We start from the raw sequence: 18,575 nt of genomic DNA, 5'->3' as shown, positions 1-18,575 counted from the left end.
TCAAAATACGTAATGGCTTGTTCCCCCTTTCGAGCCGTTGCGTGGGCGTCCCGCCCTTTCGGGACGTCTCCTCCCTGAACCTGGGCCACCCTGTGCATCGCACGGGGTGGTTTTTTATGGTTAAACGAAGATGGCTCGGGTTGCGCTATTCGGCCGCCAGCGGCCGGGCAAAGTCAATCAGCTCGCGCGAGAGGTGCTCGGCCAGTGTCACCAGCAGGCCCTGCACATCCGCAAGGCCAAGGCCGGGTTCGGCCATTGTCGCATCCAGATAGAGCGACCGATCGAATTCGATCTGAATGGCGTGAACGTCCCGCTCGGGCCGGCCATGTCGCTCAAGAATATGGTTACCCGCGTAGGGCGCGTTGATCGCCACCGGCAGCCGGTGCCGGCGGATGACGTCTGCACACAGGTCGGTCAGCCGATCCGTTGCGCTCCGCCCGAATCGGTCGCCGATCACCACGCGCGGAGTCGGTATGTCGGCTGTGGTGGCCTTGAGCGGTGGCATGGAATGAATGTCGAGCAGCAGCGCGATGCCATAGCGCCGGCGTGTCACTTCAAGAGCGGACCCCAGCGCGGCGTGATAGGGGCGGTGGACCTGCTCGATATGCTGGCACAGGGCGGTATAGGGCAGAGGATCGCGCCAGAGACCGCCCGTCGTCGCCAGCCGTTCAGGGATCAGGCCCAGGCCACCGCGCAATTTTGCGCTGCTCTGGCCACGAAAGCTCCAGGGCGCCCCCTGGATGCCACGCAGATCGACTTCCCGTTCGTCGCGATTGAGATCGATCAGGGCGCGGGGCTGGCGCGCGATCAGCACATGGTGGCCTTGCTCGATGAGCCTTTCCACCAGCAGATCGGCATAGCGGTCCTCAAGCCCCTGCAAGGCCTTTTGCGAAACCCGGGCTCGAGCGAGCAGGGCGGGGGAGTAATCGCGCCCGGCATGAGGGACGGCGAACACCAGAGGACCACAATCACCGGCCACGCCGTAGTGATGAAACGCGTCATGACTCCGGGCAGGCTTGGGTCGCAATGGTCCTCCACAGGGCGCTTGCGGCTGCGAAATTTTCCGCAATTGGCCGCAACTGATGGAAATTCTTAATCGCTTTTCGCATAAAGCAAGGGGTGACGCCAAGGCCTATCAGGCTTTATGGCGGTGTGATCGACGAGTATCCCGGAGGCTTCGGCACGCGCATGTTTCGCATTTTGTTGGCGGAAGACGATGACTCGATGCGGCAGTATCTCGTCCGTGCGCTCGAACGTTCCGGCTATGAGGTCGTGGCGGTGGACCGGGGCACGGCGGCGGTGCCGATCATCGAGGCCGAGCATTTCGATCTGCTGCTGACCGACATCGTGATGCCGGAAATGGACGGCATTGAGCTGGCCCAGCATGTCGCGTCCGTCTCGCCGCACACGCGGGTGATGTTCATCACCGGCTTTGCGGCGGTGACCCTGCGCGCCGGGCGCGTCGCGCCGGAAGCCAAGGTTCTCTCCAAGCCGTTTCACTTGCGCGATCTGGTGATGGAGGTTGATCGCATGTTCAATCGGACCAGCGCAGAGAACCTTCTCTGATATTTGCGCTTGCGCCGCCCTCGCGCGTTGCGTAAGGGCCTCTCCTCTCAAGTGGGCGTGTAGCTCAGTGGTAGAGCACTGTGTTGACATCGCAGGGGTCGCAAGTTCAATCCTTGCCACGCCCACCATGGAAAACCCCGCCAGGTTCAACGACTTGGCGGGGTTTTTCTATGTCTGTCGCATGGCTCCGACCTGTGCTGCAGCGAAGGGATACTGCCTCGCTAGATGGTGACTCCGGCGACGGGCGCGGAATTGATCTCACCCACATCATTGGGCTCTGCGCCCTCGGTCGGCAGACGGTGGCCCAGGATCGCCTGCGGGGTGCCGATCCACAGCGCGTCCTCAAGATGATCGCGCCGCTGGTTCAGCGTATTGGGGTGGATGAGAATGCTCAGTCCGCCATGGTTGAGCATCAGCCACGGCACCAGCGTGTCGAACAGGCTGCAAGCGAAGGCGATCTGGAACATGGATTGCGTGTGCGGCCCGACAAGCCGATCGTGCCAGCGCCCCAGCCGAACGGAAAATCGATCGGACAAGCCCGCGCGCAGGCGCTCCGCCACCGGGCGCGTCGCGGCATCATAATAAATATGCGCATGATAGCTGCCGATCTCGGCGATCTGGCGGGGGCGGGGCGTGGGATCCTGGATGTGCATGGCGTGTCCTGTCTGTGGTGCCTAGTTGGCGATCGGGAGCCATCTCCGCAAGCAGATGGACGATCATCGGTCTGCAGGCACGCGCTGGCGGTAGGCTTTGCGTTGGCGAGACGCTAAGGAGCCTTCTGTATGGCGGTCCGTGCCGCTGTCGGTCACGCTTCGCGCAATACAAAGGAGAGCAATCCCGTGAGCCAGAAGATCGATACCCTCGCTGTCCATGCCGGAACCGAGCCCGACCCGACGACCAAGGCGCGGATCACGCCGATCTATCAAACGGCATCCTATGTGTTCGATGATGCCGATCACGCCGCGCGCCTCTTCGCGCTGCAGGAGTTCGGCAACATCTACACGCGAATCATGAACCCCACCAATGGCGTGCTGGAAGGCAAGATTGCGGCGCTTGAGGGCGGTGCTGCCGCGCTGGCCGTGGCCTCGGGTCATGCCGCGCAGTTCCTGGCGTTCCACACGTTGCTGGAAGCCGGCGATCACATCGTCGCGGCCAAGAAACTCTATGGCGGCTCGCTCAACCAGATCGGTCACAGCTTCAAGAAGATGAGCTGGGGCTCGACCTTCGTGGATGCGGACGATCCGGCCAATATCGCCGCGGCGATTACGGACCGGACGCGCGCCGTGTTCATCGAGAGCCTCGCCAATCCCGGCGGCGTGGTGCAGGATATCGAGGCGATCGCGAAGATCGCGCATGATGCCGGGATTCCGCTGATCGTGGACAACACGCTGGCCACGCCGGTGCTGTGCCGCCCGATCGAGCATGGCGCGGACATCGTGGTGCATTCGGTCACCAAGTTCCTCAACGGCCATGGCAATTCCATCGGCGGCGTGATCGTGGACGCCGGCAGGTTCGATTGGGTGAAGTCCGGCAAGTTCCCGGCCCTGACCCAGCCCAACGACTCCTATCACGGCGCGGTGCTGAGCGACGCGGTGGGACCGATTGCCTTCATCATCGCCTGCCGGGTGCTGGGCCTGCGCGATCTGGGGCCGGCGCTGGCGCCGATGAATGCCTTCCTCGCGCTCACTGGCATGGAAACCCTGTCGCTGCGCATGGAGCGGCATTGCGATAACGCGCTGGCGCTGGCGCAGTGGCTCCAGAAGCATCCCAAGGTCGAGTGGGTGCGCTATGCCGGTCTGCCGGACGATCCCTATCATGCGCTCGCGCAGCGTTATCTGGGCGGCAAGGGCGGCGCCGTGTTCACCTTCGGCGTGAAGGGTGGGCGCGAGGCTGGCATCAAGCTCGTCTCCGGCGTCAAGCTGTTCAGCCACCTGGCCAACATCGGCGATACCCGTTCGCTGATCATCCACCCTGCTTCGACCACCCACAGCCAGCTGTCAGAGGCGGAACTGGTCGCAGCTGGCGCCGGGCCGGACGTGGTGCGCGTGTCGGTTGGCATCGAGCATATCGACGACATTATCGCCGACATGGCGCAGGCGCTGGACGCGCTCTGAGGATGGCAGCCGGGCACGGAGGCGGGGCGGCATGACGCTCGGCTTCTCCGTGCCCGATCTGCTGGGCGCAGCGCGAATGGGCCGTGCGATGACCATGGGCCTGCGCCGCGTGCCGGAGGAGGACTGGCTCTGGCCGGCCTTCGACCGCGCCGCCCGCTCGGCGGTATTCGACGCGCACCCGGAGGCGGTTCAGCTGCTGCCCGGTGCCGAGGGCGCCGTCCGCGAGGTCGGCGCGATGATCGGCATTTCAGGAGAGCTGGGCGATATCGCGCGCGGCTGCTGGGAAGATCTGTGCATCATGCAGCAGACGGAGCGGGGTGACCCGTGGCGGCTTACTGCTGCTGCGGTGGGTTTCCCGACCGACTGGCGCCTTGCGGACAAGATCGGCCGACCGATGACGCACATTCATGCGCCCATCCAGGGCTATGCCGAGCAATTGGCGGCAGGTGTCGATCACTTCATGGCAAGCTTGAAAGCCGGCCCGATTTTCGCGCGGGCCAACTGGTTCATCGTGCCGTCGATGGACTGGCGCTATCTCCCGACCGTCGATGAGGTCGCCGCTTTTGCGCATGTCACGCCGGACAATGCCGGGCAGACGCTGATCGTTCGCTGCGAACGGCAAACGCTCCGGCGCCTGCCGGAAAGCGGCGCCATCCTCTTCACCATCGGCATCGCCCGCCAGCGGCTGTGCGATCTGCCGGTGGAATGTGCCGCACGCCTGAGCGCGGCGCTTGCTGCGATGCCGGCCGATGAACAGGCGCGGCGGCTGGTTGGGCGTTATGCGGATGCGCTCAGGCGCTATGCGGATGCCGCCAATGGCAAGAGTAGCTTTTCAATCGCCTCGGCCTGAGGCAGAGGGGCAGGCTATGACACAGCTTTCATCCCCAGCCGCGCCGGTGACCACCGCCCCCCGCACCGACTGGACGCGCGAGGAAATCGCCGCGCTATTCGATCTGCCGTTCATGGATCTGCTCTATGAGGCGCAGGGCGTGCATCGGGCCAATCATCCGCGCAATGAGGTGCAGCTCTCGACCCTGCTCTCGATCAAGACCGGCGGCTGCCCGGAGGATTGCGGCTATTGCAACCAGTCCGTCCATGCCGAGACCGGCCTCAAGGCCACCAAGCTGATGGACGTGCGCGCCGTGCTGCAATCCGCCGCCCAGGCCAAGGATGCCGGCTCGGGCCGCTTCTGCATGGGGGCAGCCTGGCGCAACCCCAAGGACCGCGACATGCCCACGCTCATCGAGATGGTGAAGGGCGTGCGCGAGATGGGCATGGAAACTTGCATGACGCTGGGGATGCTGACGCCCGGTCAGGCGCAGATGCTCGCCGAGGCAGGGCTGGATTATTACAATCACAACATCGACACCGCGCCGGAGAAATATGGCGAGGTGATCACGACGCGCAGCTTCGCCGACCGGATCGAGACGTTGGAGGCCGTGCGCTCCGCCGGGATCAACGTCTGCTGCGGCGGCATTGTAGGCATGGGCGAGACGCGCGAGGATCGCATCGGCTTCATCCACGCGCTGGCGACGATGCCGCACCCGGAGAGCGTGCCGATCAATGCGCTGGTGCCGGTGAAGGGGACGGTCCTCGGCGACATGCTCGCCGACACGCCGCTCGCCAAGATCGACGAGATCGAGTTCGTCCGCACGGTGGCGGTGGCGCGGCTCGCCATGCCGCAGGCGATGGTCCGCCTCTCGGCTGGGCGCGAGAGCATGAGCGAGGCCTGTCAGGCGCTCTGCTTCATGGCTGGGGCCAACAGCATCTTCACCGGAGACAAGTTGCTCACCACACCCAATGCCGGCGACGACAGGGATGGCGCGCTGCTCGCCAAGCTCGGCATCGTGGCGATGCAGGCTGCGTCGCATGGTCATCTGGAAGAGGCCGCCGAATAAGGCAGGCTGCGTCGGGCGCCGCGCCGTTTAGCCGCGCCGGGCGTTGTCCGACCGGGACAGTTGACGGCCCGCAACGAGCGTCTGGCTGACGAACAGCACCACGAAGATCACGCCCACGCCGCCAACGATCATGTCGAATGGCGAGATGGCCGGCGCTTTGGTGGGGTCGGTGAGCATCATGCCGATGGTCATGCCGATCAGCACGAAGCGCAGCTCCGTCGGCCCGGCTATGCCATAGGAGAGCTTGAATTCGCCCATCACCCGAGCCGCGAGATAGGCGTGGATGGAGAGCAGCAGATAGCCGACGACCGCGAACATCGCGACGTCCACCCGGACATAGGGGCTGAACCCCATGCCGCCTAGAATGAGCAAGGTAACGATGCCGTCGCAGCTATGGTCGATGAAGTAACCGTAGGATGGCCGCTCAATGTGGCGATAGCGGGCGAGGCTGCCATCCAGCGAGTCGCCGAACCACTGCATCACATAGCCGGCCATCGCCAGCCACAGCCATTGGTCGCCGAAGCTGCTGCCGGCATAACCGACGAAGGTGGCAAGCCCGCCCACCACACCCAGCGTCGTGAGCATATCGGGCGTGACCCAGCGGGGCATGATGCTGCACAGCCAGTTCAGCAGACGTCTCTCCGGCGCCGCAAGCAGGTTGTTTTGAATCCTGTTCACGGCTGGCGCTGGTCTGTTGGGGCTATGCTGCATCATCTCTCCGCGGCGTTCTGGGGCGGCCGTCATAAAAGGGTCATACACGATATTCCAGCGATGATCCCGAATTCCTGCCCCGGCGCGGGACATATGTTGCTGGAACTGCGACGGATGCCACCGCGCCGCCCACGCACAATCTCGTTGACGGCCCCCGCGCAGGGGCATAGCGCGCGGCCATGGCAGCCAAACCAGCGCAGTCGAAGGAAGCAGCACGCCTGCGCCTCTATCTGCTGAGCATCATGCTCGACATGCTGGTGCTCGGGCTGGCCTTTGCCTTGGCCAATCTGCTGGTTCTGGGTTCGCTCATGGGCGAGCCGGGCAAGCCGCACGGTCTGGTGATGGCCGCGATGATCGTGCCGGTCTACGTGCTCATTGCCGTGCATGGCGGCGTCTACGGGATAAGGATGATCGGCAACCGCCGCGCGAGCGCCGCCAAGGCGGTATGGTCGCTGGCGCAAGCGGTGATGCTGACCCTGTTCATTATCTATCTCGGCAAGATCGCCGAGCAATTGTCGCGCCTGACCTTCATGGTCGGCCTCGCCTTGTCTGCCGGCGGGCTGATCGCGGTGCGGCCGCTGATCGACAGGCTGGCAATCTGGCTGGTCGGCACGGTGCCGCACATCACGGTGCTGCTGGTCGATGGGGTCGAGATCGAAACGCCGCGCGATGCCTGGCGGGTGGATGCGCAGGCGATCGGCTTCGATCCCACCGCGCGGGATGCCAAAATGGCCGAGCGCCTCGCCGATGGTGTCGGCGGTGCCGAGCGCGTGGTCGTCGCGTGCCCCGCCGAGCGGATCGCGGACTGGCGCATCGCGCTTACCTCCCTGTCCGCCAAGGGAGAAATCCTGGTGCCGGAGATGCGCCAGTTCGTGCCCGCGAAGGTGAGCGCCTTTGCCGATCATCCGACGCTGGTGGTTGCGGGTGGACCGCTGCTGTTCCGCGACCGGCTGTTGAAGCGGCTGTTCGATCTGACGATCTGCGTGCCGGCGATCCTGGCGCTCTCGCCGATCCTCATTTTCGGCGCGTTGGCGGTGAAGCTCTCGGGGCCGGGGCCGGTGTTCTTCCGCCAGCAGCGGCTGGGGCGCGATGCGCGGCCGTTCATGATCCTCAAATTCCGCACCATGCATATGGCGCTGAGCGACCTCAAGGCGGACAAGCTCACCGAAAAGGACGATCCGCGCGTGACCCGCATCGGCGCCTTTTTGCGGCGCACGAGTATCGATGAACTGCCGCAGCTTTTCAATGTGTTGAAAGGCGACATGAGTATCGTCGGACCACGCCCTCACGCTCCGGCGGCGAAGGCGGCGCAGAGCCTCTATTGGGAGGTCGATGAGCGCTATTGGGCGCGCCATTGCATCAAACCGGGCATGACCGGTCTGGCGCAGGTGCGTGGCCATCGCGGCCCGACCGACCGGCACGAGGATCTCATCAACCGGCTCCAGTCCGATCTTGAATATGTGACCAACTGGTCGATCTGGCGGGATTTGCGGATAATTGTCGCGACGCTGCGGGTGCTGGCGCATGACAATGCATTCTGAGGATGGGCGTTTTGCAGAGGGGCGTTGTACTCCTGCGAAAGCAGGAGCCCAGGGCGGCAAAGTTCATCTGCTGCGCCCTGGACTCCTGCTTTCGCAGGAGAACAGGGAAGCCCGGAGGGGACACATACGATGACGCCCGTCGATGTGATCCTCGCCCTCATCATCGTGCTATGTGCGGTGCTGTTGGTCTGGCCGTTCCTCATCTATCCGCTCATCCTGCGGCTGCTGCCGACCAAGCCGGTCGAGCAGGCGGGCGGCGCGGCCCCACCCACCGTCTCGCTGCTCTTCTGCGCGTATAACGAGGCCGCATCGCTGCCCGCGAAGATCGAGAATCTGCGTGCGCTCAAGGCGCGGCATCCGGTTTTACAGATCCTCGCCTTCGATGATGGCTCCGGCGATGGCACGGGCGACCTGCTGGGGCAGGCTCAGGACGTCCTGACCCTGCTGCGCGGTCCGGGGCGCAGCGGCAAGGCGCACGGGATGAAGCAACTCGCAGCCGTGGCCACGGGCGAAATTCTCGTCTTCACCGACGCCAATGTGCTGCTTGATGCAAACGCCATCGATGCGCTGCTGCCTTATTATGCCGATCCGCAGGTCGGCGGCGTGCTCGGTTCATTGCGTTATGACGGCGCGGATCGCAGTGCCTCGGCGTCCGTGGGCGCGCTCTACTGGCGGCTTGAGGAGCATCTCAAGGATCTCGAGTCGCGCACCGGCAATGTGATGGGGGCGGACGGGTCGATCTTCTCGACCCGGCGCGCGCTGTATCCCGATTTTCCGGATAGCGTGCTGGACGATCTCACCGTCTCCATGGCCGTGGTCTTTGCCGGCCGCCGACTCATCAAGGCAAAGGACGTGATCGCCCGTGAGGCGATGGTGGCGCAGCGCGCCGACGAATATCGCCGCAAGGTGCGGATCGCCGCCCGCAGCTGGCACACGCACCGGCATTTGCGGGCGGGATTGCGGCGGATGAGTCGGCTCGACCGGTTCAAATATGGCTCGCGCAAGATCGTGCGCTGGTTTGGCGGCCTGTGGATCGCTCTGGCGGTTCTGGCCGCGCTGGCGCTCGCCTGGCGGATCACGCCGGTCGCAGCCGTTGCGCTGGTCGCGGCCGGGCTGGTGCTGGCGATGCTGGGCGCGATGGCGCGGCGCGGGCCGCTCGCAGCGATATTCGACCTGTTGCTGGCCTATATGGCGACTTTGAAGGGCGTGCTGCTCGCCATGCGCGGGCAGACCTTCACGCTGTGGACGCCCGCCAAGTCCCGCGACTGAGGGCATACACGCAAAGATGTGCGGTTCCTCTCGCTTTCGGGGTGCAGCATTGTATAGGCTCGCGCCATGATCACCATGCAACGCGTGCGCAAGGCCGCAGGTAAGCATCTCTCGAGAGCCGAACTGGCCGTGCGGTCAGCCTTCGGCGCAGCGCGTGACCGGCACTGCCCGGCCTGCCGGCGCGATGTGGTGGGCTTCTTCCGCTATGGCGATGAAGCGGAGTGGGGATGCCTCGATTGCGGCGCATCGCCACGCGAACGGCTGATGCATCATCTTCTCGATGAAGGCGTCATCGCCTTGCCGGCCTGGAGCGCGGTGCTGCATTGCGCGCCGGGCGAGGCGAGCCTGATTGAGCGGTTCCGCGCCCATGCGGGCGATTATGTGCCCGCCGATATCGACCCCTCACGCTATGCCGTCCCCGGTGTCCAGCACCTAGACCTGATGGCGATGACCGACGAGTCGCGCTACGACCGCATTTATGCCAGCCATGTGATGGAGCATGTGCCTGACGACGCGGTGGTGCTGCGCAATCTGCTGCGCGCGCTCAAGCCCGGCGGCGAGGCCTGGCTGCTCGTGCCGCTATGGGATCGCCCCAGCGAGGATGGCCCGCCCGATCTCTCCGGCCGTGAACGGGAGCGGCGCTTCGGCCAATGGGACCATGTCCGCCAATATGGCCGCGATTTTGCCGAGCGCATCCGCGCGGCCGGGTTCGAGGTGGACCTGATCGATGCCGCGTCCCGTCCGCCGGAAGCAGTGAGGCGGGAGGCGCTGGCCGACACGCTGTTCCGCGCCCGTCGTCCGGCATGATGAGCCTGCGGGGGTGATGGCCGGTCTGATTGCGCTGGCGGGGCGTCTTGAGCGTCATTCCGGGCTGCTCGGGCTGGTGAAGCTGGGCAATGTGGCCCTCGCCATGCTTTGGGGCTTCGTTGTCACCTTCGTGTTCGTGCGCATTCTCCCCCTTGAAGAGTTTCGCGGTTTTCTGCTGCTGGTCGCCTTCGCCAACTTCACGGTGTCCGCCGAGCTTGGCCTCAGCGCCATCGCCTATGCCCGGTTGCGGCGCTTACGGGTGAGCGGGGAGGGCGCGTTCGACCCTGCCGAGTTGGTCGCCCTGCTGTGGATTCTGGCTGGCCTCGTGGCCTTCGGCGCAATGCTGATCGGTGGCGCCATCGCGACGGGCTGGCTCAAGACCGACTATCCGGCGCTGTTCATCACCTTTTATCTCGTTGCCGCCTTCAATCTGCTCACCCTGCTGGCGCGGCGGGCGCTGGCGGCGGTGGATCACAATCTCTGGTGGGAAGCGCTCGACAGCATCCGCCGTGTCTCGGGCCTCGCGCTGCTACTGGCCGCACTCGGGCCGCTGCCCATCCTCGCCTCGGTGCTCATTCAGCTGGTCGTCGCGCTCGGGGTGCTCTGCGCCGGGCTTGCGACCTTCCACGCGACATTGGCGATGCAGCGGCGCGACTGGATTGTGCTGGGGCCGGGGCTGGCGGCGGTGCGCGCGCATTATCTCTCCGATTTTGGCCGTACCGGCGTTCTCACGCTGTGTGATGTCGGCGCCTATAACGCACCATATTTCACCATCGTGGCGGTGACGCCGGACCCACGGCCGCTGCTGCTCTTCGATCTGGTGTTCAAGCTGTCCCGCTCGCTGTCCGCCGTCATTCGCGCTCTTGCGGAGACGGTTCTGCCCGGCCTGACCCGCGCGGCCTATCAGGGCGATGGGGCCGGCGTGCGGCGCGCTGTCCTGCGCTGCCTTGGCTGGTCGCTGGGTGCCACGATGGCAGGCGGCGCCGCGCTGCTAATTGCGGGAAAGCTGGTCGCCCACATCATATTCGACGGCAATCTCGACCTGCAATATTCTGAAATTGCAATGATGATTGCGCTGCTCTTCGGCCTCAGTCTCATTTGCGTCTCGGTCTATCTGCAGTGGGGACTGGGGCGGTTCGGGGCCTTGCTGCGGCCTTCGATGCTGCTGTTGCTCGGCAGTGTGCTGGCGGTTCCGCTCGCCATGCCCATGCATGAGAGCCTCGGTTGGACTCTCTCCGCCGGGTTTCTGGCTCTCTACGCCGCTGTTCATGGTTCGCTGGGGCTGGTTCATGGGCGTATGCTGATGCATCTGACAGGAGCGCGGGGCACAAAGGTGCAGGCAAGGGGCAGCGTGTGAAGATTTCGATGATCGATCCCTCGCTGTTCACGCCGCGCTATGATGATGGGCTGTGCGAGGCGCTGGCCGCGCGCGGCAATGACGTGACGCTGATCGGTCGGCCAATGCGCGAAACCGATGCCATCGTGCCTAAGCGCTACCGCTATGAGCCCCGCTTCTTCCGCATCGGCGAGCGGCTGCGGCCGGTTTTGGGGGACGGCCGCGTCGGGCAGATCGCCAAGGCCGCTGATTATGCGCTGGATGCCCGGCTCGGCCGTCTCGGATCGCTGGCAGGCGATGTGGCGCATTTCCAGTGGCTGCCACTGGCGATGGTGGACAAGATCCTGCTCGATCGGCTGGCCGGCCGGACGGCACTGGTCCACACCGTCCACAATGCGCGCCCGTTCCATGGCGAGGATCGCTCGGGCGTGCAGGGGCGCGGCTATGAGGCGCTGCTGCGCCAGTTCGATCTGCTGATCGTCCATGGCGAGCAGACGCGCGAGACGCTGCTCAAGCAGGGGATCGACCCTGGCGACATCGCGCTGGTGCCACATCCGCCGATGACCTTGCGGGAGGCGACCGCGGAAGACCTTGCCGCCGTCCCGCGTGGAACTGTGCCACGCATTCTCTTCTTCGGCACGATTCGGCCCTATAAGGGGCTGGATCTGCTGGTGCAGGCCTGTCTCGATCTCTGGCGGGACGGGCTCGTCTTCGAGCTCGCGATTGCCGGCAAGCCGTTCATGCCGGTGGAGGCGTTTCTGCAGGCCATTCATGGCGGCGGCTTCAGCGAGCGGCTGGTGACCGATCTCGGCTTCCTCACCGAGCATCGCCTCGATGCGCATCTGCGCGCGGCGGACATTCTGGCGTTTCCCTATCGCGAGATCGATTCGAGCGGTGCCTTCCTCTCCGCGCTGCGCTATGGCGCCGCCATGGTAACCAGCGATGCCGGCATGTTCGGCGACCTTCCCGATGCCGTGGCGACGCGCTTTCCGGCGGGCAATGCCCCGGCGTTGGCGGTGGCCCTGCGCCAGCTCATCGTCGATGCGCGCCGTCGGCAGGAGGCGGGCGAGGCCGCGCGCGCCCATGGTCAGGTGATGACGGGATGGGATGTCGCCGCCGCGCAGACGCAGGAGGCCTACCAGATCGCGCGTGAGCGCTTCGCGGCCAAAACCGGCGGCTCGACCGCGGAGAGCGCGGCATGATCGACCTGCGCCGCTACCGTCGCGAACTGCGCGACCGCTGGCTGGCCGTGCGGCTCGGCCTTGTCGGCCGCCAGCATCAATATGGCGAGATCGTCTCGCTGCGCCGGCTGATCGCGCATTTCGGCATCGATTGCGTGATCGATGTCGGCGCCAATGCCGGGCAATATGCCACCATGTTGCGCAAGGATGTCGGCTTTCGCGGCACGATCCTCTCGTTTGAGCCGCATCCCGAGGTCTGCGCGAAGCTGGTGGAGATCGCCGGCAAGGATGCGCAGTGGCACGTCCATAATATCGCCCTGTCGGATCGAGACGGGGAGGCGACCTTCCACCTGATGGCGGCGGACCAGTTCAGCTCGCTCAATGCTCCGCAGGATGGCCTTGAGCAGATTTTTGCCGAGCGCAACAAGGTCACGCGCACCGTCCATGTGCCCTGCGCCCGGCTGGATACGCTGCTGCCCGATCTGGAGCCGGCGCGCGATGCCAAGGCAATTCTGCTCAAGATGGATACGCAGGGGCACGACGCGCAGGTCTGGTCCGGGGCCAGCGCGGTTGCTGCGCGCATCACCGCCGCGCAGACCGAATTGTCGGTGCGCCCGCTCTACGATGGCGCGACGGACTATCGCACGATGATCGCGCTTCTGGAGCGCGGCGGCTTCGTGCCCAATGCCGTGTTCGCCAATAATAAAGGCCATTTCCCGTTGCTGGTGGAAATGGACGGCCTGTTCATTCGCGCAGATCTGGCGCGTGAGGGCAATGTCCCGATCGTCTGACCCGCAGCGCGGGCGCCCGCTGGCTCTCGCAACGGCGCTGGTGGCGGGCGGTCTGCTGTGCCTCGCGCTGAGCTGGGGCACCTGGATGTGGCATTTGCGCGGCCAGCCCGGCCGGAGCATTTCCGAATATCTGTTCGCCCGGCAGGATATGTGGATGCTGGACGCGCAGGCATTTGGCCTTTTGGTCGCGGGTTTTATCGTCGGTCTTTGGGTGCCGCGCGGTCGGCTGGCTGACCAGCGCGTAAGTGGCGGCACCTTCGCCGGGAGGGCGCTCGTTCCCGCCGGCATCCTCGTCGTCGTTCTGCTCGCCTGGCTGGGGCGGACGTGGGTTTTCCATGGCTACAGCGTTTCGCGCGACGAGGTGATGGTCGAGCTGACGGCAGGCGCGCTCGCCCACGGTATGATCGGCTGGCCGATTCCCGAAGCCTGGCTTGGCGTCCGTCACGCCATGCAGCCGGAATTCTACAGCCCCTACGGCTCGGATACGCATTGGACGTCAATCTATCTGCCGGTCCACGCCGCAATCCGCAGCCTGTTTCAGCGCATCGGGCTGGCTGATCTCGCCGCACCGGTGACGCTCGGCGCGGGCCTCGTCGCGCTCTGGCATATCGCGCGGCACCTCAACCCGGATCGGCGCGATGCTGCGCTGGTGACGATGGTCATGGCGCTCACCTCCGCGCAATTGCTCGTCACCGCCATGACGCCCTATGCAATGACCAGCCATTTCGCGTTCAACATGATCTGGCTGGCGCTGGTCTTGCGCGGCGGCACGCTCGGGCATGGACTGGCGGCATTGGTCGCAGTTCTGGCCGCGGGGCTACATCAGTGGCACTTCCCGCTGCTGTTTATCGCGCCGTTCGTCCTGTGGATGGCGGCCAATCGCCGCTGGCGTCCAGCGCTGTTCCATATCTGTGTCGCGCTCGCCCTGATGGTGATCTGGGCCCGGCTCTGGCCGATGGCACTGGCCGAGCTGGTCGGCCCGGCACCGCCAAGCGATGTCCACCGCACCAACAGCATCGTCGACAAGCTGATCAGCCTGTTCGGCCGGCTCGATGATCTCCAGCCGCTGCTGAACATTTCGCGGCTGATCGCCTGGAACAATCTGCTGCTCCTGCCGCTCGCCGGCCTGGCAGTGTTGGGCGTGCGCTGGCGGAGTGTGTGGCGTGACGTGCCGGTGACTGTACCGCTGCTGCTGGGCGTGATCGCCGGTCTCTGCCTTGCGTTGTATCAGGGCTATGGCTGGGGTTTCCGCTATATGCATGGCCAGATCGGCGCGCTGTGCCTGCTTGCCGGGCTTGGCTGGCGCGCCGTCGTGCCGCGCGATGCGCGCTATGGCCGGGCGCTGCTGGTAGCCGGCGCCCTCTTCGCGCTGATGGGCACGCTCTGGCAGGCCCGCGATACGGAGCACTATGTGCGGGGCTATGCCAAGACGATGGCGGCCATTCGCGCGTCCGATGCCGATGTGGTGCTGGTCGATATTCGCGGCGGCTATTTCATGACCGACCTTGTGCGCTTTGGCGCCGATGGCGCGCCGGGCAAGCCGGTGGTGATGGCGCTGCAAATGCTGAAGGGCGCCGATCTGGCAGTCCTGTGCGCACGCTATGATGTGGCGGTGATGGATTTTCGGCAGTTCCAGCCGCTCGGCGTCTATCCGCTCTCGCCGATCTTCAAGGGTTATGACGGGATCGTGGCGCGCCGCGCCTATCTTGAGCGCATCGGCTGTGACCGGCCGGTGATCGCCTCACCGGCCGGATAATCTCAGCTTACTTGGTGAAGCCGGCGACGATCTCCAGCTTTACCTCGTCACCCACCATCGGCAGGCCGTAAGCAACGCCAAAGTCGCTCCGCTTGATCGAGCCGGTGGCGGTGAAGCCGACATTTTCCTTGTTACCCATGCCCATGCCGGCGCCATAGAAGCGTGCGTCGAGCGTCACCGGCTTGGTCACGCCGTTCAGCGTGAAGTTGCCGGTGATCTTGGCAGCCTGACCGTCCACGACGACGCTTGTCGAGACAAAGCGGGCGTCGGCCGGCGTCGGGCCGAAGAAGTCGGCGGCTTTGCCGTCCTTGCCGGCGCGCAGCAGGTGAGCCGTCAGGCCCGCGCTGGCGGTGGTGACCTTGGAGACGGGAATGGTCACGTCGACCTTGGCCGCCGAAGGGTTTTTGGGGTCGAGCTGGAGCGTGCCGGTGATGTCACCGAAAATGCCGAAATAGGGCGTAAAGCCCAGATGATCGACCTCCCACTTCACCAGCGTGTGGCCGGGATCGGCGGTATAGGTGCCGCCGGAAATCGCGGCGGGGTCCGGCTTGCCGGGTTGTGCGACCAGCCCGCCGGTGATGCCGGCAAGAAGAAGAGCGGGGAGGGCAGCGTGAATGAGGCGCATATCTGTGTCTCCTGATCGTCTGCGAGGGGGATTGAGAACGATACGCCTTAGCATAGCGTGCCGCTCGCCGCTGTCATCAGGGGAATGCAAGGGTGCGGCGCGGAGCGCGCCGGACTTAAATCAGCGCATCGGCGAGCAGTTTCACGCCAAGGAGGATCATCAGGACGTAGATCAGCACATAGAAGCGCTCCGGATCGACCTTGCGGACCAGCTTCACGCCCAGCATCGTGGAGATGAGGGCGAGGGGGATCAGCGCAGCGGTTGCGAGCAGATTGGCGTGGGTGAACTGGCCGAGCGCGGCATAGGCCGGCACCTTGATCCAGTTCATCACCGCAAAGGCGATGGCGGTGGTGCCGACGAGCGTATCGCGCGGAAGCTTGCGGGGCAGCACCCACATCTGGAAGGGCGGCGAACCGGCATGGGCGACGTGGCTGGTGAAGCCCGATGCGACGCCGAACAGCACGCCCAGCCATGCCGGGGAATTGGAGGGCAGGGTGATCGCATGGCCTCGCTCGACCCACAGGCGCTGCAGCCCGAACAGGATCGAGATCGCGCCGAGTACGCCCAGCACCACATCCGCCGAGACCTGCGCGGAGAAGAAATAGCCCAGCGCCACGCCAATGGTCATGCCGGGGATCATCACCGCGAGCACATGCCCATCCCAGGTGCGGCGGAACGCCCAGACGCCCACCACGTCCTGCACGATCAGGATCGGCAGCAGGATAGCCGCGGCCCGCACCGGGTCGATCGCAAGGGCGAGGATGGGCATGGCCAGCGAGCCCGCGCCCGAAAAGCCGCCCTTGGCGAGGCCGGAGATCACCACGGCGACCACCGCGCACAGAATGTAGAAGGGATCGAGTGGCATGGGGATCGAGACCTCGGGCTTCGCAGCCCGGCAGGCGCGATGTCATCTGGCATAGCGCCTCGGTCACGGCCCGACGCAAGTTTTTTCGCATCGCCCTCTTGAAACCTGCCGCGCTATCTCCAAAATGCCGCCTGCGGACCGGGCCCCTCTGGCGCAGCGCTCAAACATGAGCGCCTCGCGATGTCGGACCGCATCGGGTGATACCGGTGCAGGTTCGGTTTTTCAGGCTCAGGCATCCAGTCATCCGATCACGTGCAAAGCACTTTGGAGGATGACGTTCATGAATATCTTCACGTTCAACTTGATGATCCTGCTGCAACGCGTCGATGATGCGCTGTCCAGTGAACGCGGCAAGGCGCGGCCCGATGGGCGCCTCGTCGCGCGCTTGCGTCTGCGCCGCGACGTGCTGATGAGCCGCTTGCGCCGGTCGCTGGCCGGTCCCCGGGCACTGGGGGCCTAACGCATGGAAGTTCTGGATATTCTCTGGCTCGGCAAGCCGGCGTGGATGTGGCTCATGTTCATGGGCCTTGTGCTGGCCCTGCTGGTCTTCGATCTGGGCGTGCTGCACAAGGAGGAGAAGGAAATCGGCGTGCGCGAGAGCCTCGCCATGTCCGCCTTCTACATCACGCTTGGTCTGGCCTTCGGCGGCTGGATCTGGTGGCAGCTTGGGCCGACGGCGGGCCTGAATTACGTCACGGGCTTCGTGGTCGAGAAGAGCCTGGCGATGGACAATGTCTTCGTCATCGCGATGATCTTCACCTATTTCGGCATTCCGCGCCTGTACCAGCACCGCGTGCTGTTCTGGGGCATTCTCGGCGTCATCGTGCTGCGCGCGCTCATGATCGGCTTCGGTGCCGCGGCCGTTCAGCGCTGGGATTGGGTGCTGTATGTCTTCGCCGCCTTCCTCATCTTCACCGGCATCAAGATGTGGCGCAATGCAGAAGCCGAGTATGAGGTCGGCAAATCGCCCGTGCTCCGGTGGATCAAGCGCCGCTTCCGGGTGACGGAGGAGCTGCATGGCCATCATTTCTGGGTGAAGCTGCCTGATGGTGCGACAGGGCGGACGGTCCGTTACATGACGCCGCTGTTCCTGGCGCTGCTGATGGTCGAGTTCGTCGACGTGGTGTTCGCGGTAGACTCGGTCCCGGCGATCTTCGCCATCACCACCGATCCGTTTATCGTCTACACCTCGAACATCTTCGCCATTCTGGGCCTGCGCGCGCTGTATTTCGCCCTGGCGGCGATGGTGCATCGCTTCCATTACCTCAAATATGCGCTCAGCCTGTTGCTGGTGTTCATCGGCTCCAAGATCGTCTTGGCCGATGCGCTCGGCATCGCCAAGATCCCGCCGGTGGTGTCGCTCAGCGTCACCTTCGTCATTCTGGCGGGCGGCGTGTTCTACTCCTTGTGGAAGACGCGCGGCGAGCCGGCGGTGGTGCCCAATCCGAGCATTACGAACGCGTGATGCGAACCAAAAAAACGCCTCTCCGCATGACGGGGAGGCGTTTTTGGTCTTATACCCCCTCAGCGCACGCTTACATGAGAGCCATGACGCTACTGCCGAGATCAGGTCCGTTACCGGAAGACTTCACCGTGCCGGACCTGTTGGCACCGGGCTTGCGGCTGGTCTTCTGCGGAACGGCGCTCGGACGCCAGTCTGCACAGGCGCGCGCTTATTATGCCAATCCGACCAATTTGTTCTGGCGCACGCTGCACGAGGTCGGGCTGACGCCGGAGCGGATCTCGCCGCGCGATTATCCGCGATTGCTGGATCTGGGCATCGGCCTCACCGATCTTTCCAAAGGTCATTTCGGCAATGATGCCGAGCTGCCGGCCGACGCGCTGGATGGGGCGGTGCTGCGCGAAAAAATGCTGTGCTATCAGCCCGCTATCCTCGCCTTCACCAGCAAGACTGGCGCCAGCCGTCTGCTCGATTGCCCGACGGGCCGGATCGGGCTGGGCGAACAGAGTGAGCGCATTGGGAGGACGCGGCTGTTCGTGCTGCCTTCGCCGTCCGGCTCGGCGCGGCGTTACTGGAATATCGCGCCATGGCAGGCGCTGGCCGATCTGGTGAATGGCAGCGCGTAAGAGAAAGGGCGGCGAACCAACGGTCCG

At 64.9% G+C, this 18,575-nt stretch carries 19 protein-coding genes and 1 tRNA gene; 15 read left to right on the top strand and 5 right to left on the bottom strand.

Annotated elements, in window-relative coordinates; translation table 11 throughout:
* Window positions 1-145: 145 nt before the first annotated feature.
* Window positions 146-979 carry an N-formylglutamate amidohydrolase gene (locus M2333_RS07405; RefSeq protein ID WP_264611330.1) on the bottom strand — a complete coding sequence of 278 codons (834 nt, stop codon included), beginning with the start codon at window positions 977-979 and terminating at the stop codon, window positions 146-148.
* Between the two features lie 209 nt (window positions 980-1,188).
* Here M2333_RS07405 and cpdR point away from each other — a divergent pair, with 209 nt between their 5' ends.
* Both cpdR and M2333_RS07395 read left to right on the top strand, forming a co-directional pair.
* Window positions 1,189-1,566 carry a cell cycle two-component system response regulator CpdR gene (cpdR, locus tag M2333_RS07400; protein ID WP_181561372.1) on the top strand — a complete coding sequence of 126 codons (378 nt, stop codon included), beginning with the start codon at window positions 1,189-1,191 and terminating at the stop codon, window positions 1,564-1,566.
* A gap of 53 nt (window positions 1,567-1,619) precedes the next feature.
* A tRNA-Val gene (locus M2333_RS07395) sits at window positions 1,620-1,694 on the top strand.
* Between the two features lie 93 nt (window positions 1,695-1,787).
* Here the strand turns inward: M2333_RS07395 and M2333_RS07390 are convergent.
* Window positions 1,788-2,219 carry a DOPA 4,5-dioxygenase family protein gene (locus M2333_RS07390; RefSeq protein WP_264611329.1) on the bottom strand — a complete coding sequence of 144 codons (432 nt, stop codon included), beginning with the start codon at window positions 2,217-2,219 and terminating at the stop codon, window positions 1,788-1,790.
* 186 nt (window positions 2,220-2,405) lie between these two features.
* Here M2333_RS07390 and M2333_RS07385 point away from each other — a divergent pair, with 186 nt between their 5' ends.
* The 3 genes from M2333_RS07385 to bioB are packed head-to-tail and all read left to right on the top strand — an operon-like array spanning window position 2,406 to window position 5,578.
* Window positions 2,406-3,680, top strand: a complete 1,275-nt coding sequence (locus M2333_RS07385) for an O-acetylhomoserine aminocarboxypropyltransferase (protein WP_264611328.1) — start codon at window positions 2,406-2,408, stop codon at window positions 3,678-3,680.
* A 31-nt stretch (window positions 3,681-3,711) separates the two neighbouring features.
* Window positions 3,712-4,530 carry a DUF3445 domain-containing protein gene (locus M2333_RS07380; RefSeq protein WP_264611327.1) on the top strand — a complete coding sequence of 273 codons (819 nt, stop codon included), beginning with the start codon at window positions 3,712-3,714 and terminating at the stop codon, window positions 4,528-4,530.
* A gap of 16 nt (window positions 4,531-4,546) precedes the next feature.
* Entirely contained in the window at window positions 4,547-5,578 is a 1,032-nt protein-coding gene (gene bioB, locus M2333_RS07375) for a biotin synthase BioB (RefSeq protein WP_264611326.1), read from the top strand.
* 27 nt (window positions 5,579-5,605) lie between these two features.
* On the opposite strand, the gene M2333_RS07370 is transcribed toward bioB, so the two are convergent.
* A complete protein-coding gene (locus tag M2333_RS07370) occupies window positions 5,606-6,289 on the bottom strand; it encodes a CDP-alcohol phosphatidyltransferase family protein (protein WP_264577516.1) in 684 nt (227 codons plus the stop codon).
* Between the two features lie 179 nt (window positions 6,290-6,468).
* On the opposite strand from M2333_RS07370, the gene M2333_RS07365 reads away from it, so the two are divergent.
* From M2333_RS07365 to M2333_RS07335, 7 genes are all read left to right on the top strand, one after another.
* Window positions 6,469-7,830 (top strand): exopolysaccharide biosynthesis polyprenyl glycosylphosphotransferase, encoded by a 1,362-nt coding sequence (locus M2333_RS07365; RefSeq protein ID WP_264611325.1) that lies wholly within the window; start codon window positions 6,469-6,471, stop codon window positions 7,828-7,830.
* A gap of 129 nt (window positions 7,831-7,959) precedes the next feature.
* Window positions 7,960-9,099 (top strand): glycosyltransferase, encoded by a 1,140-nt coding sequence (locus M2333_RS07360; RefSeq protein ID WP_264611324.1) that lies wholly within the window; start codon window positions 7,960-7,962, stop codon window positions 9,097-9,099.
* A gap of 66 nt (window positions 9,100-9,165) precedes the next feature.
* Entirely contained in the window at window positions 9,166-9,906 is a 741-nt protein-coding gene (locus M2333_RS07355; RefSeq protein ID WP_264611323.1) for a class I SAM-dependent methyltransferase, read from the top strand.
* 16 nt (window positions 9,907-9,922) lie between these two features.
* A complete protein-coding gene (locus M2333_RS07350; RefSeq protein WP_264611322.1) occupies window positions 9,923-11,263 on the top strand; it encodes a hypothetical protein in 1,341 nt (446 codons plus the stop codon).
* Window positions 11,260-12,444: a glycosyltransferase family 4 protein gene (locus M2333_RS07345; protein WP_264611321.1), complete on the top strand. Its 1,185-nt coding sequence runs from the start codon at window positions 11,260-11,262 to the stop codon at window positions 12,442-12,444. The genes M2333_RS07350 and M2333_RS07345 overlap by 4 nt, the downstream gene beginning before the upstream one ends.
* 5 nt (window positions 12,445-12,449) lie before the next feature.
* Window positions 12,450-13,214, top strand: coding sequence for an FkbM family methyltransferase (locus M2333_RS07340; protein WP_264612588.1), 765 nt, complete (start codon window positions 12,450-12,452; stop codon window positions 13,212-13,214).
* Entirely contained in the window at window positions 13,198-14,970 is a 1,773-nt protein-coding gene (locus tag M2333_RS07335) for an MFS transporter (RefSeq protein WP_264611320.1), read from the top strand. The genes M2333_RS07340 and M2333_RS07335 overlap by 17 nt, the downstream gene beginning before the upstream one ends.
* Window positions 14,971-14,977: 7 nt before the next feature.
* Here M2333_RS07335 and M2333_RS07330 read toward each other — a convergent pair whose 3' ends face one another.
* Both M2333_RS07330 and M2333_RS07325 read right to left on the bottom strand, forming a co-directional pair.
* Entirely contained in the window at window positions 14,978-15,595 is a 618-nt protein-coding gene (locus tag M2333_RS07330; protein WP_264572508.1) for a YceI family protein, read from the bottom strand.
* A gap of 115 nt (window positions 15,596-15,710) precedes the next feature.
* Window positions 15,711-16,460, bottom strand: coding sequence for a sulfite exporter TauE/SafE family protein (locus tag M2333_RS07325; RefSeq protein ID WP_264611319.1), 750 nt, complete (start codon window positions 16,458-16,460; stop codon window positions 15,711-15,713).
* A gap of 280 nt (window positions 16,461-16,740) precedes the next feature.
* Between M2333_RS07325 and M2333_RS07320 the strand changes: the two genes are divergently transcribed.
* From M2333_RS07320 to M2333_RS07310, 3 genes are all read left to right on the top strand, one after another.
* The gene (locus tag M2333_RS07320; protein WP_264594744.1) at window positions 16,741-16,920 is read left to right on the top strand and encodes a hypothetical protein; all 180 of its coding nucleotides are present in this window, start codon (window positions 16,741-16,743) and stop codon (window positions 16,918-16,920) included.
* Window positions 16,921-16,923: 3 nt separating this feature from the next.
* The gene (locus M2333_RS07315; protein ID WP_264586961.1) at window positions 16,924-17,925 is read left to right on the top strand and encodes a TerC family protein; all 1,002 of its coding nucleotides are present in this window, start codon (window positions 16,924-16,926) and stop codon (window positions 17,923-17,925) included.
* Window positions 17,926-18,008: 83 nt separating this feature from the next.
* The gene (locus M2333_RS07310; RefSeq protein WP_264611318.1) at window positions 18,009-18,548 is read left to right on the top strand and encodes a mismatch-specific DNA-glycosylase; all 540 of its coding nucleotides are present in this window, start codon (window positions 18,009-18,011) and stop codon (window positions 18,546-18,548) included.
* Window positions 18,549-18,575: the final 27 nt, after the last annotated feature.

The organism is Sphingobium sp. B11D3B, assembly GCF_025961735.1.
Classification (GTDB): Bacteria; Pseudomonadota; Alphaproteobacteria; order Sphingomonadales; family Sphingomonadaceae; genus Sphingobium.
The sequence above is the reverse complement of the archived record's forward strand: the minus strand, read 5'-3'. Positions and strand labels throughout refer to the sequence as shown.

Excerpts from the sequence above, each read along its gene's own strand:
- cpdR (WP_181561372.1), top strand. The coding sequence starts at position 1,189 with ATGTTTCGCATTTTGTTGGCGGAAGACGATGACTCGATGCGGCAGTAT.
- M2333_RS07390 (WP_264611329.1), bottom strand. The coding sequence starts at position 2,219 with ATGCACATCCAGGATCCCACGCCCCGCCCCCGCCAGATCGCCGAGATC.
- M2333_RS07380 (WP_264611327.1), top strand. The coding sequence starts at position 3,712 with ATGACGCTCGGCTTCTCCGTGCCCGATCTGCTGGGCGCAGCGCGAATG.
- bioB (WP_264611326.1), top strand. The coding sequence starts at position 4,547 with ATGACACAGCTTTCATCCCCAGCCGCGCCGGTGACCACCGCCCCCCGC.
- M2333_RS07370 (WP_264577516.1), bottom strand. The coding sequence starts at position 6,289 with ATGCAGCATAGCCCCAACAGACCAGCGCCAGCCGTGAACAGGATTCAA.
- M2333_RS07365 (WP_264611325.1), top strand. The coding sequence starts at position 6,469 with ATGGCAGCCAAACCAGCGCAGTCGAAGGAAGCAGCACGCCTGCGCCTC.
- M2333_RS07360 (WP_264611324.1), top strand. The coding sequence starts at position 7,960 with ATGACGCCCGTCGATGTGATCCTCGCCCTCATCATCGTGCTATGTGCG.
- M2333_RS07355 (WP_264611323.1), top strand. The coding sequence starts at position 9,166 with ATGATCACCATGCAACGCGTGCGCAAGGCCGCAGGTAAGCATCTCTCG.
- M2333_RS07350 (WP_264611322.1), top strand. The coding sequence starts at position 9,923 with ATGGCCGGTCTGATTGCGCTGGCGGGGCGTCTTGAGCGTCATTCCGGG.
- M2333_RS07335 (WP_264611320.1), top strand. The coding sequence starts at position 13,198 with ATGTCCCGATCGTCTGACCCGCAGCGCGGGCGCCCGCTGGCTCTCGCA.
- M2333_RS07330 (WP_264572508.1), bottom strand. The coding sequence starts at position 15,595 with ATGCGCCTCATTCACGCTGCCCTCCCCGCTCTTCTTCTTGCCGGCATC.
- M2333_RS07325 (WP_264611319.1), bottom strand. The coding sequence starts at position 16,460 with ATGCCACTCGATCCCTTCTACATTCTGTGCGCGGTGGTCGCCGTGGTG.
- M2333_RS07320 (WP_264594744.1), top strand. The coding sequence starts at position 16,741 with ATGAATATCTTCACGTTCAACTTGATGATCCTGCTGCAACGCGTCGAT.
- M2333_RS07315 (WP_264586961.1), top strand. The coding sequence starts at position 16,924 with ATGGAAGTTCTGGATATTCTCTGGCTCGGCAAGCCGGCGTGGATGTGG.
- M2333_RS07310 (WP_264611318.1), top strand. The coding sequence starts at position 18,009 with ATGACGCTACTGCCGAGATCAGGTCCGTTACCGGAAGACTTCACCGTG.